Annotated in this window: 10 protein-coding genes and 1 tRNA gene; 7 read left to right on the forward strand and 4 right to left on the reverse strand. The window is 54.3% G+C overall.

What is annotated here, in order from left to right; genetic code table 11:
* The first annotated feature begins 146 nt into the window (after positions 1 to 146).
* The 3 genes from opgB to ACSOSI_RS16790 all read left to right on the forward strand — a co-directional run bounded on the left by opgB (position 147) and on the right by ACSOSI_RS16790 (position 5,261).
* On the forward strand, positions 147 to 2,450 hold the full coding sequence (gene opgB / locus ACSOSI_RS16780; RefSeq protein WP_476705817.1) for a phosphatidylglycerol--membrane-oligosaccharide glycerophosphotransferase: 2,304 nt from the start codon (positions 147 to 149) through the stop codon (positions 2,448 to 2,450).
* 153 nt (positions 2,451 to 2,603) lie between these two features.
* Positions 2,604 to 4,064 (forward strand): AMP nucleosidase, encoded by a 1,461-nt coding sequence (locus ACSOSI_RS16785; protein ID WP_012145847.1) that lies wholly within the window; start codon positions 2,604 to 2,606, stop codon positions 4,062 to 4,064.
* Between the two features lie 279 nt (positions 4,065 to 4,343).
* The gene (locus ACSOSI_RS16790) at positions 4,344 to 5,261 is read left to right on the forward strand and encodes a bestrophin family protein (RefSeq protein WP_012145848.1); all 918 of its coding nucleotides are present in this window, start codon (positions 4,344 to 4,346) and stop codon (positions 5,259 to 5,261) included.
* A gap of 16 nt (positions 5,262 to 5,277) precedes the next feature.
* Here ACSOSI_RS16790 and nac read toward each other — a convergent pair whose 3' ends face one another.
* Together nac and ACSOSI_RS16800 are read right to left on the reverse strand one after the other, a co-directional pair.
* Positions 5,278 to 6,201 (reverse strand): nitrogen assimilation transcriptional regulator NAC, encoded by a 924-nt coding sequence (gene nac, locus ACSOSI_RS16795; protein ID WP_012145849.1) that lies wholly within the window; start codon positions 6,199 to 6,201, stop codon positions 5,278 to 5,280.
* A gap of 85 nt (positions 6,202 to 6,286) precedes the next feature.
* Positions 6,287 to 6,544 (reverse strand): hypothetical protein, encoded by a 258-nt coding sequence (locus tag ACSOSI_RS16800; RefSeq protein ID WP_476705818.1) that lies wholly within the window; start codon positions 6,542 to 6,544, stop codon positions 6,287 to 6,289.
* A gap of 5 nt (positions 6,545 to 6,549) precedes the next feature.
* Between ACSOSI_RS16800 and ACSOSI_RS16805 the strand changes: the two genes are divergently transcribed.
* The 3 genes from ACSOSI_RS16805 to ACSOSI_RS16815 all read left to right on the forward strand — a co-directional run bounded on the left by ACSOSI_RS16805 (position 6,550) and on the right by ACSOSI_RS16815 (position 9,272).
* A tRNA-Asn gene (locus ACSOSI_RS16805) sits at positions 6,550 to 6,625 on the forward strand.
* 385 nt (positions 6,626 to 7,010) lie between these two features.
* Positions 7,011 to 7,940 (forward strand): LysR family transcriptional regulator, encoded by a 930-nt coding sequence (locus ACSOSI_RS16810; protein ID WP_476705819.1) that lies wholly within the window; start codon positions 7,011 to 7,013, stop codon positions 7,938 to 7,940.
* A 162-nt stretch (positions 7,941 to 8,102) separates the two neighbouring features.
* Positions 8,103 to 9,272 (forward strand): MFS transporter, encoded by a 1,170-nt coding sequence (locus ACSOSI_RS16815; RefSeq protein WP_115184328.1) that lies wholly within the window; start codon positions 8,103 to 8,105, stop codon positions 9,270 to 9,272.
* 235 nt (positions 9,273 to 9,507) lie between these two features.
* Here the strand turns inward: ACSOSI_RS16815 and ACSOSI_RS16820 are convergent, their stop codons facing one another.
* On the reverse strand, positions 9,508 to 10,089 hold the full coding sequence (locus ACSOSI_RS16820; RefSeq protein ID WP_476705820.1) for a nuclear transport factor 2 family protein: 582 nt from the start codon (positions 10,087 to 10,089) through the stop codon (positions 9,508 to 9,510).
* 109 nt (positions 10,090 to 10,198) lie between these two features.
* On the opposite strand from ACSOSI_RS16820, the gene ACSOSI_RS16825 reads away from it, so the two are divergent.
* The gene (locus ACSOSI_RS16825) at positions 10,199 to 11,092 is read left to right on the forward strand and encodes a LysR substrate-binding domain-containing protein (RefSeq protein WP_476705821.1); all 894 of its coding nucleotides are present in this window, start codon (positions 10,199 to 10,201) and stop codon (positions 11,090 to 11,092) included.
* A gap of 76 nt (positions 11,093 to 11,168) precedes the next feature.
* Here ACSOSI_RS16825 and ACSOSI_RS16830 read toward each other — a convergent pair whose 3' ends face one another.
* Positions 11,169 to 11,348 carry a hypothetical protein gene (locus ACSOSI_RS16830; protein WP_476705822.1) on the reverse strand — a complete coding sequence of 60 codons (180 nt, stop codon included), beginning with the start codon at positions 11,346 to 11,348 and terminating at the stop codon, positions 11,169 to 11,171.
* Between the last annotated feature and the right edge of the window lie 26 nt (positions 11,349 to 11,374).

Genomic DNA, 11,374 nt, shown 5'->3' on the forward strand with positions numbered 1-11,374 from the left:
CACTCTGCCGCGGCGAGGCAATGCAAACACGCATTGACCCTGGTGCTTTCAATGCGCTATACCCTTCCTCTTTCGCGCTGTGCGCGGCTCAATAGCGTTTGTCAGAGCAGTTAAGATTTTCTTTTTAATCAGACAGGGTACGGTGGATGGTTTCAGCATTAATTTCGTTTGCACTTTTTTTAGCCTCAATTCTCATCTACCGGACCCGAGCCGCCGCCAACCGCTGGTGGCTGGCCGCCCTGCTGACGCTGTTGGGCAGCTATCTGATCCTTAACGTGGTGCTGATCGCCAGTAACTACTTTACCGGCGATGGCATTACCGATGCGGTGCTCTACACCCTCACCAGCAGCCTGAAGGGTGCCGGCGTTGGCAAATACCTGCTGCCGTTTATCGGCCTGTTGGCGGTGCTGGCACTGATCTTCAGCGTGCTGACCTGGAGCCTGGTGCGGCGCAAGGCAAAAAGCAGCAGCGTGGTTTATAGCGTGCTCGCCGTGCTGCTGGCGCTGTTTTCCGTCGGCACCACCCCGGCCTTTCAGGATATCTCCCTGCTGGTCAGAAGCCAGATTAGCGGTGACACCGCCGACTTTGATACCTATTACAAAGCGCCGAAAAAGAGCATGCAGGGTAAAGCGCCGAACCTGGTGTATATCTATGCCGAAAGCCTGGAAAGAACCTATCTGGATGCAGATCTCTTCCCCGGCCTGACCGACGAACTGAACCAGCACCGCGCAAACAGTATCGATTTCAGCAATACCCAACAGCTGCCCGGCACCGGCTATACCATTGCCGGTATGGTGTCTTCGCAGTGCGGGATCCCGCTGTTTGCCCCCTTTGACGGCAACGCCTCCAGCGCCGTTTCCACCTTTTATCCGGAAAACGTCTGCCTGGGTGACGTGCTGAAATCCGCCGGTTACGACAACTACTTTTATCAGGGTGCCGAACTGGCCTTCGCCGGCAAAGATACCTTCCTGAAATCGCACGGTTTTGACCATGCGTATGGCTTCAAGGAGTTGCGTGGGCAGGTCAGCGATCCGAGCTACAAAAATGACTGGGGCTGGTACGACGATACCGTGCTGGATCTGGTGTTCGACAAGTTTGTCGAACTGTCGAAACAGGATAAAAAGTTCTCGCTGTTTGCGCTGACCGTCGACACCCATCACCCGGACGGTTTTATCTCCGCCAGTTGCAGCAAAAAGTCGTTCAGTTGGCAGAACAAAGAAAACCGCTCGCTAAGCGCGGTGGCCTGTAGCCAGCAACATATCGCGGCGCTAATCGACAAAATCAAAGCGTCCGAGTACTTCAAAAATACCGTTATCGTGGTGTCTTCGGATCACCTGGCGATGAACAACACCGCTTATGACATTCTGACCAAGCAGAAACGCCGCAATCTGTTCTTTATTATCGACGGCACCCACCCACAGACCGCGCTGCATAACGAGAAGCGCAGCACGCTGGACAACGGTGCCACGGTGCTGGACGTGATGGGCGGCGATAACTACATTGGCCTTGGGCGCAGCAGCCTGTCCAGTCCGACGCTGGCTACCGTATTTCTGAATATCGATGAGAAAATCAACGCCTGGAAACCGGCGGTGGTGAAACAATGGGGCTTCCCCAACAACATCAGCAACTTTAATCTGGACAATCAGGGCAGCCGTTTTAGCTTCTCTGGCATCACCTTTAAGGTGCCGTTTATCCTGAAGGTGACGGACAATAAAATTGAGCCGATGTTTAACGTCTATCTGTCCACGCCGCTGAAAAAACAGCTCGCCGGTTTGGGTGCGGGTGAAAAATTCGTCTGGGTCGACAAGTGCTATGAAATTGGCCGGGTGTGGGCGCCTGAACTGGCGCTGAGTACCGAGACCTGCGTTGCTTCAGGCAATCTGGCCGCCCCACCGCACATCGTGCAGGCCAAAGGGGGCAACTATCGTGGCAAGGTCAACTTTAGCAGCCCCGAAGGGGACAGCGTGGCCGCATATCAAAATGCCGTCGAGCGGCTGAAAGTGGACGATGCGGCGGTTAAATATCACGCAGATGCCATTGCCTTTATGCTGCCGGGCATGCCGGAACAGGTTAAGGCGATTACCGGTGTTGCCGCCGTCGAGGACTGGGGCCGCTGGTCGGACGCCAATCTGGCACCGACGGTGAACATCGACTACGTCGACCCACTGCCTTCGGCCTTTGATTTGGTGCTGCGCGCACGCGCCTACGGTAAAAACGTTGGCGAACCAATTTCGGTACGCGTCGGTGACCAGGAACAGTTTGTGACGCTCACCGAGCAGGACACTACCGTGACGCTACGCTTTGATAACCCTGGCGGTGCGCAGAACATCCGGATCACACCACCGGCACCGACCGAGCCACAGGAAGGCGCCAGCGGCGGCTTTACGCCGAAAAAACTGGGCATTGGGCTGGTCTCGCTGAAAGTGGAACAGGCCGCCCCCGACTCCTGATCGCGACACCGCAGCGGCAGACGCCATGCCGCTGCGTTTTCTTTTCCCCTTCAATAAAGATTTTACGCCCGTCTTCGGCTAACCTGTTGCTGTGAATTGATATCGGCATCCGTATGCCTCCCGCCGCATAGCCGGGAGAACCAAGGAGAGAGTATGAGCAGTCAGCAATCCGGCACCGGCCTCACCCCCGCTCAGGCGATCGAACAACTGGAAGCGCTATACGAAGCCTCGGTTGAAGCACTGCGCCAAGCGGTTGGGGATTTTATCAATCACGGTGGACTGCCCGACGCGCAGACCCGCGCCACAGGGCTGTTTGTTTACCCAGAACTGCGGGTCAGTTGGGATGGAAAATCGCCCGGTCAGACCAAAACCCGCGCCTATGGCCGTTTCACCCATACCGGCTGCTACACCACCACCATTACCCGTCCGCAGTTGTTTCGCCACTATCTGACCGAACAACTGACCATGCTGGCGAGTGAATACGATGCGCATATTGAAGTGCGGCCATCACAGCAGGAAATTCCTTTCCCCTACGTGATTGACGGCTCCAATCTGATGCTGGATCGCTCAATGAGCGCCAGCCTGGCACAGCATTTCCCCACCACCGAATTGGCGCAAATTGGCGATGAAACCGCCGACGGCCTGTTCCATGCCACCAGCACCTTCCCGCTTTCGCATTTCGACGCCTTGCGGGCCGATTTTTCGCTGGCGCGGCTGCGGCACTACACCGGCACGCCGGTAGAGCATTTCCAGCCGTTCGTGCTGTTCACCAACTACACCCGCTACGTGGATGAGTTTGTCCGCTGGGCCTGCGCCGAGATAGCCGATCCGGCCAGCCCTTACATTGCGCTGTCGAGCGCCGGTGGCATCTATATCACGCCGGAAACCACCGCGCCGGACCAGGCAGTGTCCGACCTGGCCTGGAAGAACCACCAGATGCCGGCCTACCATCTGATTTCTCGTACCGGCCAGGGCATCACCCTGATCAATATCGGCGTCGGCCCATCCAACGCCAAGACCATCTGCGACCATTTGGCAGTATTGCGCCCCAGTGCCTGGCTGATGATCGGCCACTGCGGCGGCCTGCGCGAAAGCCAGTCGATTGGCGACTACGTTTTGGCCCACGCCTACCTGCGCGACGATCACGTGCTGGATTCGGTACTGCCGCCGGACATCCCAATCCCCAGCATTGCCGAGGTGCAGCGCGCGCTGTATGACGCCACCAAAATGGTCAGCGGCATGCCCGGCGAAGAGGTTAAGCAACGCCTGCGTACCGGCACGGTAGTCACCACCGACGACCGTAATTGGGAGTTGCGCTATTCCGCCTCGGCGCTGCGCTTTAACCTCAGCCGCGCCGTGGCGGTAGACATGGAAAGCGCCACCATTGCGGCTCAGGGGTATCGTTTCCGGGTGCCTTACGGCACATTGCTGTGCGTGTCCGACAAACCGCTGCACGGCGAAATCAAACTGCCCGGGCAGGCCAACCGCTTCTATGAAGGCGCGATCTCGGAGCATCTGCAGATCGGCATTTGCGCTATCGACCTGCTACGCGCCGAGGGCGATCGGCTGCATTCCCGCAAGCTGCGTACCTTTAACGAGCCGCCGTTCCGTTAACGGCGGATGACTAAAGCCCGCGATGCGGGCTTTTAGGTTGCTGACAAAGCAGGAAAAAGCGTGGTTTTTCCTGCTTTGTGGTGATCAGCCGAAAATCAATAAATTGATTTTCCTGATTTTTATTTATCGACCTCTACTCGCTCTGGGCAGGAATGAGGTTTGTCATCAGTCTGAAAGCCCGCGATGCGGGCTTTTTAACTTTTAACGCACAGACCGTTGATGAACACACCGTAAATCTGTTACAACAGCGGCTTCTATCCCCCAGTCATTATCACTCCTATGATTGTCAGACCTCAGCAACACTGGTTCAGACGGCTTTTCGTTTGGCACGGTTCGGTGCTCTCCAAAATTCTGTTTCGCCTCAGCCTTAACGTGGCGATGTCAATTGTCGCGGTGCTGTGTTTTCAGTGGTACGAACACCTGGGCGTCAAACTCACGCTGGCCCCCTTCAGCCTGCTGGGCGTGGCGATCGCTATCTTTCTCGGCTTTCGCAACAGCGTCAGCTATGCACGTTTCACCGAGGCGCGGTTACTGTGGGGCGGGTTGTTAATTGTCCAACGCTCGCTGCTACGGCAGATTAAAAGCCTGCTACCGCAACAAGATCAGGCAGCGCGTGAATTTGCCGCCCTGCTGATGGCATTTAGCTACTGTCTGAAACACCAACTGCGCGGCAGCGATAGCAGCGAGGATCTGCAGCGCCTGCTGCCCAATGCTGACCTGCTGGCCATTAAAAACAGCGCCTCTCCCTGCAACCGACTGTTGTTGATGATGGGCCAATGGCTGGGCGAAAAACGGCAGTCGGCTCAGTTGTCAGACGTACTTTTTCATAGCATTGACCAGAACCTTAACCGGCTGTCGGAGATCCTCGGTGGCTGCGAGCGCATTGCCAATACACCGATCCCCTTTGCCTACAGCCTGATCGTTCACCGCACCGTCTACCTGTTCTGCACCCTGCTGCCTTTCGCGCTGGTGCCGGATCTGCACTATATGACGCCGCTAGTTTCGGTATTTATCTCCTACACCTTTATCTCGCTGGACTCCCTGGCGGAAGAGCTGGAAGATCCGTTCGGCACCGCCGCCAACGATCTGCCGCTCAATGCCATGTGCAATGCGATTGAGATCAACCTGCGCGAAATGAATGACGAGACGGATTTACCCGCCGCCACCCAGCCGGACAGCCGTTACCAACTCAGCTAATCGAGTTCGACCTGATTTATTGCACCAACGCCAGCACGCGTTTTTCCTGACTGCGGCTGGCGGCAATTGACAGCAGGATCTCCTTCACCACCAGCGCCGGGGCCGACAAGGATTGTTGGCCGGAAATGCACAGCGAAAGCGGCACACTCAGCGATGGAGCATTGATACGCGCCATCCATGCCTTGGCCGGGCCAATCATCGCGCGCGCCACCGACTCTGGCAAAATGGTGGCCCCCAAACCGCTGGCGATAGCCGCACTCAAGGTACCAGGCGATTCAATTTCACCAATCACGTTGGCCGTTAACTTGCGTATCGCCATGGCTTCGTCCACCTGGCTGCGTACCACGTCTCCCTCACGCGGCAGAAATAAATTCAGCCGCGCAACGTCCAGCAGCTCAACGCTGTTGCCAGGGTTTGGCACCGCACGCGTCGCCACCAGATAGAGATCTTCGCGCATTAAGGCCGTGGCCTGCAAACCTGCGGGCATTTTAGCGCCGTAGATCACCGCCATATCCAGGTTTTGGTTAGCGACCTGGCCGGCCAGCGTCGAGCCAATATTCTCATTCAGACTGAGCAAAATACCCGGATGCTGATCGCGCACCGCCTGCAACAGCGGCAACGCCAACTGTGATGCCAGACTGCCCGGGGCCAGCCCGACAGAGACCTGCCCGCTCATCGCCTGCCCGGCACTATTAACCGCACTTTGCGCCTGTTCGCACTGGCGCAAAATAGTCTGGGCATGGGCATAAAGAATATTACCGGCTTCGGTAGGCTGTACCCCGCGTTTGGTGCGGATCAGCAACTGCTGTTTCAGCTCTCCTTCCAGCGTTGCCAATTGTTGGCTGAGAGCCGGTTGGGCTATATGCAGCACTTCTGCCGCCTGGGTCAGGCTGCCGATGTCGACGATTTTCACGAAATACTTAAGACGTCTGAAATTCATACTGCCTCCGTCATGCCACTTGGCTGGGTTGACATAAACCACAGCAAGATCCGGGCCAGACAGACGGAATAAGAGAAAGCGTCAACTAATCGACGGAAAAATAAGAAAAAATGATATTGGCGTCGGTAGTGACGTCCCCCTCACCGGCGGAAAACCACCAAAGCCTGCACCAGTATAAAGCATGGTGATAAAGATAAGTGGCAGGTTGTGAACCACTGCGCAGCAGTGCAGCAATAAAAGCCATAAAAAGCAGCAGGTTGAATAATCTTGCAGCAAACGAAACATCAAGGCCTTTTCTGACTTTACAAGCCTGGGCCACCCCGTTATTATTCGCCCCGTTCAAACGATTCCTCTGTAGTTCAGTCGGTAGAACGGCGGACTGTTAATCCGTATGTCACTGGTTCGAGTCCAGTCAGAGGAGCCATATTAGAGAAGCCCGCTCAGGGAAACCTGAGCGGGCTTTTTGCTTTTTCAAGCCCCGGCTCGTGATTCAGCGTCATCATCCTGACTGTTGTGATATGTGTTCCCGGGAACAGAGTAAGGATGTTTTCTGTATCTTCCCCTTTCACGTCGTCTGATCGTGAAACGGAGTCATAGATAACTTCTGCACCGAAGGCATAATTTTCTTCCGGTGGGTTTACGGATAAGTGTGATGGATGAACAGCTCTGGTTGACCGTCATTTTTGCAAGTGCAGTGAGCTGAGCTGAGCTGATATCAGGTTGCCGGTGCTTTATTTACTGATAGGGATAAGCCTGGTATAGAATTACACATCGATAAATGCACAATGAATCGTCATTGAGTAAACTTTATGTCTATCGGAATTACAGCAGAATCCCTGCGGGGAATTACTAACTTTGTCATTACTGCGAAATCGAGCAGCTTCACTGAGGCCGCGGAGCAACTGGGCATCACCAAATCGGCAGTAGGTAAAAGTGTGGCCCGGCTTGAGGAGAGGCTGGGAACGCGTCTTTTTCACCGCTCAACGCGTAAACTGAGCCTGACGAGTGATGGGGAGGCTTACCTGACCAGTTGCCTCTCGGCGCTTGAAATTCTCGACTCTGCCGAGAACACGCTCAGCAGACGGCAGGAAAATCCCACCGGGACGGTTCGTATTGATATGCCGGCGTCTTTCGGACGAAATCTGATGATGCCGGTATTGATCGAGATGATGACCCGCTACCCGGCCCTGCGGTTGGCGCTAACTTTCAATGACCGTCTTATTGACCCGGTGGAGGAAGGCGTTGACCTGGTGCTGCGGCTGGGAGAGCTGCAGAGCACCGATGAGCTGATCGCCCGTCGCCTGAGCCGGCAGCGGCTTATATTGTGCGCCTCTCCGGCCTATCTTGAACAGAACGGTTTGCCTGCCGATATAGAGGATTTGAAAAGCCACTACTGCATTATGGGCTACCGCCGGGGCGCCCCCCTTGCCTGGCGGTTGCGAAAGGCCGGGGAGCGTGAAGTGAAATTCATATCCGCCACAGCACATCAGATAAGCGACGGAGATGCCATGATTCAGGCCTGTCTGGCTGGCGTGGGAATAGCTCAGTTTCCTGAGTCGATGGTTAACAACCATATCGCCGCAGGCAGCCTGATCTCTCTGATGGCAGACCATGCCCCCATCCCGGTTGAGCTGAACGTCATCTGGCCCCGAACAAGGCACCTCATACCCAGAGTTCGCCTTATCGTTGACGAACTGCTGAAAAAGGCCGGAGAAGGCTATTTCGGCACGCTTAGGTAGAGATTTTGTCGTCACTGAGGCGATATATGGGCTGTTTATCGCCTTTTAGCAAACTTATATCCTTATCGTCCCGCTGCTTTTGTTGCCTTACGGGCTGAAATCTTTCCCGTATGCCGGAGCAGTTCAAACGTAAAACATAGTGTTACTTACAGGATATTTGTTATGCCATTAGCTCTATGGGCGCTGGCGATAGGTGCATTCGGTATCGGAACCACTGAATTCATCATTGCCGGGCTGCTCCCCGTCATTGCCGTAGATTTTAACGTCACCATCCCCGTTGCCGGCTATCTGGCGACTTCTTATGCGCTGGGCGTCTTCGTCGGCGCGCCGGCTCTTATTATTCTGGGTTCAAAAGTCCCGCGTAAAGCCATGCTGGTATTCCTTATGCTGCTTTTCGTAGCCGGGAACATGGTAACGGCGTTTGCCCCCACGCTTGGCATAGCCATACTGGGCAGAATTATCACGTCCATGACGCACGGTGCTTTCTTTGGTCTTGGTTCGATTATTGCGGCAGATATGGTTGCACCTTCTAAACGCGTGAGGGCCATTGCGTTCATGTTCATGGGGCTAACCGTCGCAAATCTTATTGGCGTACCCGCCGGTACCTGGATTGGTCAACACCTCTCCTGGCGTGATGCTTTTATGGCTATAGCCGTGATAGGGGTCATTACGGTTATCAGCATCGGAATGCTCGTCCCGCACCAGCCAAGGGCACAAAATCAGAGATTTGCGCATGAGTTTAACGCCTTCAGAAACGTAAACGTGCTGCTGGCAATGGGCATTACTGTTTTCGGGCCGGGCGCATTCTTTACGTCAATTACCTACATCGCGCCGATGATGACGGAGCTGGCAGGATACAGTGAAAGCAGCCTCGCATGGCTGATGCTGCTGTTCGGCCTTGGATTGTTTACGGGCAACCAACTTGGTGGCCGATATGCTGACCGCGCCCTTATGCCGATGCTCTATATCACACTGGCTGCTCAAGCCGTCGTGTTACTGGTATTCAACTTTTCAGCGCACAGCCAGGTTATGTCAGCCGTCTGCATTTTCCTGATGGCTGCGTTTGGATTTGCGACAGTTTCCCCTATCCAGAAACTGGTGATGGATAAAGCACGGGCAGCAGGTGCACCCACGCTGGCCGCTGCGGTTAATATCGGTCTTTTCAACCTCGGTAATGCTGTAGGAGCCTGGCTTGGTGGCGCGGTGATTGCTGCGGGGTTCGGTCTGCAATCGCCTAACTGGGCGGGAGCTATATTGTCTGTTATTGCACTGATACTTGCGATGTTGTCCGGTCTTACGGATAAAACCGGGCATGCTGCAGAGCTGAATTAGAAGATATGACGACTGGCCAGTGAGAAAGCCATCTGAATCATTCACTGGCCACAATAGTTAACGCAGCATTTATTCGCATTTCACTTATCAGGTTAAGTAGCGCCCGCTTCTGGTGTAAGTATCCCAGCATTAGTTCCACGCACTTTGGTAGCGTTCGGGCAGAAAGTGTGAATACACATCGATTCGCTGGACCATCTTTTACCCCAGTTTTTCAGTAGGAATGAAAGAGTCTGGATCAGGCAGCCAACCAGCGTTTACCTTCTACCTTCATTTTCGCTTCCAGATCGCTGCCACGAGTCGCAAATACGCGCCCAAGAGGGAACCCGCTCAGCTCCAGTAAATAGGCCAGTGAGGCATATTCACGCGGATACTTCACAACAATCGCCTGGTCAATTTCCACTGGGCCTAACGGGAAGGTGAAGGTACCCATGTCGTAAACACTCTGACGATGGAACAATTTCCACACGCCGTCGCGTTTTTCTGCCATGTCGTAAAAACGGTTGTGGCACTCACAACCAATATTCAGTTTGACGTGCTCAGCAATGATGATTGCGTTAGTTTGAAGGATTGCTTTATTTCCGGCTGCATTGAACGTCACCTCAGGAGAAGCAATAAGGTGCTTAGTGCGCAGATCAGAACTACCCATACGCATTGAACCATCAACAAAGTCGCTTCCCAGCCCTTCAAACCAGGTAATTTCAATCGTGCCGTCAGGGTGGAACAGTTCGCGCAGCTGATCCCATTCGCCCAGGTCACGGTGCATCCAGCCATTCATCAGGTCATTAAGTTGTTGGCGGTCTTGTAGTTGGTTTTGCATGTTCTTAGTTCCTGTTGGTTAACTGGATTCAGTCTGGACGTAAAGTAAGATAAGCTCAAATATATAGATTTTACTGATTAATCATTTTCACTGATTAATGGAGCGTCATATGGATTTACGTCACCTGAAGTATTTTTTAGCTGTCGCAGAAGAAAGGCATTTTGGCCGTGCTGCAGAACGGCTCCACATTGTTCAACCCGCATTGAGCATGCAGATCAAAGCTCTTGAAGCGGAGTTGGGTGGCCGATTGTTAATTCGTACCAGCCGTCATGTCGAACTGACCGAAGCCGGTAAGCTTTTGCAGGCCGAAGCCACGCGCACGCTGGCACAAGTCGAACATACCCGTCTTGCTGTGGAGCGTTCCATTCGCGGTGAAACAGGCCGGGTGCGAATTGGTTTTGCCGGTAATGCCGTATTCAGTGGAAGGTTGATGCAGGATATACGCTCCTTCCATAAGGACTATCCGGATGCCGAGCTGATTTGCCAGGAACTGGCGCCACAACTGCAACAGGAAGCCATCCAGAACGGTACGCTGGATGTGGGTTATATGCCTGATTACGATCCGGATCATGACTCAACCCTTGTCTACGAATCAGTGGGGGAATGGGGACGGGTCGTGGTGATGTCCAGCGAGCACAGATTCGCCGTTAAAGAGAACCTGACGGTAGATATGCTGGCCCATGAGCCTCTGATTATGTACGCAATCAATGACGCAGATTCTCAATTGGATAGGCAACTCCAGAAATTGCTTGGAGACTCGTTGAATATTGCCTATCGGATATCCAGTTCGCTCAGCGTCCTCGCCATGGCCGGAGCCGGGTTGGGTATTGCCCTGGTTCCAGCTCCCCTAGCACAGGTGGCGATCCCGGGTGTAATTTATCGGGTTCTTGATTCGAAAGAGCTGGCAGCTAATCTTATGATGGTCAGTCGTAAAGAAGAACCCAGTGTCGCCGTGATTGCCTACCTCAACCACACCCGGAAAAACGGTCTCTTTACAGGTTGAACAACATCTCAGCGTTACCGTGGGCGATTTTTTCCATTCGGCGTGACGCAGACCAGTTGTTTAACCGTCTCGGGTGTTATTTCCTCAGTGAAACCAGGATTTGATGCAATTCATCGGCAAACAGCGCCGGGTCGGTGGCATAGCCCAGATGATGCCCGCTGACCTCAATACATGGGCAGGGTAATTTTCGTGCCAGTTCACGCGCGGTCAGCGCATAAAACGCGTCACCACTAGTGCGCCCCCGGGCGGTCACCATCGGTACACCGCCGTTACGTAGTGCTG

Source organism: Serratia sp. AR11 (assembly GCF_056376275.1).

What these genes read in the sequence shown, in the direction of transcription:
- opgB (WP_476705817.1), top strand. Translation starts at nt 147, where the DNA reads ATGGTTTCAGCATTAATTTCGTTTGCACTTTTTTTAGCCTCAATTCTC.
- ACSOSI_RS16785 (WP_012145847.1), top strand. Translation starts at nt 2,604, where the DNA reads ATGAGCAGTCAGCAATCCGGCACCGGCCTCACCCCCGCTCAGGCGATC.
- ACSOSI_RS16790 (WP_012145848.1), top strand. Translation starts at nt 4,344, where the DNA reads ATGATTGTCAGACCTCAGCAACACTGGTTCAGACGGCTTTTCGTTTGG.
- nac (WP_012145849.1), bottom strand. Translation starts at nt 6,201, where the DNA reads ATGAATTTCAGACGTCTTAAGTATTTCGTGAAAATCGTCGACATCGGC.
- ACSOSI_RS16810 (WP_476705819.1), top strand. Translation starts at nt 7,011, where the DNA reads ATGTCTATCGGAATTACAGCAGAATCCCTGCGGGGAATTACTAACTTT.
- ACSOSI_RS16815 (WP_115184328.1), top strand. Translation starts at nt 8,103, where the DNA reads ATGCCATTAGCTCTATGGGCGCTGGCGATAGGTGCATTCGGTATCGGA.
- ACSOSI_RS16820 (WP_476705820.1), bottom strand. Translation starts at nt 10,089, where the DNA reads ATGCAAAACCAACTACAAGACCGCCAACAACTTAATGACCTGATGAAT.
- ACSOSI_RS16825 (WP_476705821.1), top strand. Translation starts at nt 10,199, where the DNA reads ATGGATTTACGTCACCTGAAGTATTTTTTAGCTGTCGCAGAAGAAAGG.
- ACSOSI_RS16830 (WP_476705822.1), bottom strand. Translation starts at nt 11,348, where the DNA reads ATGGTGACCGCCCGGGGGCGCACTAGTGGTGACGCGTTTTATGCGCTG.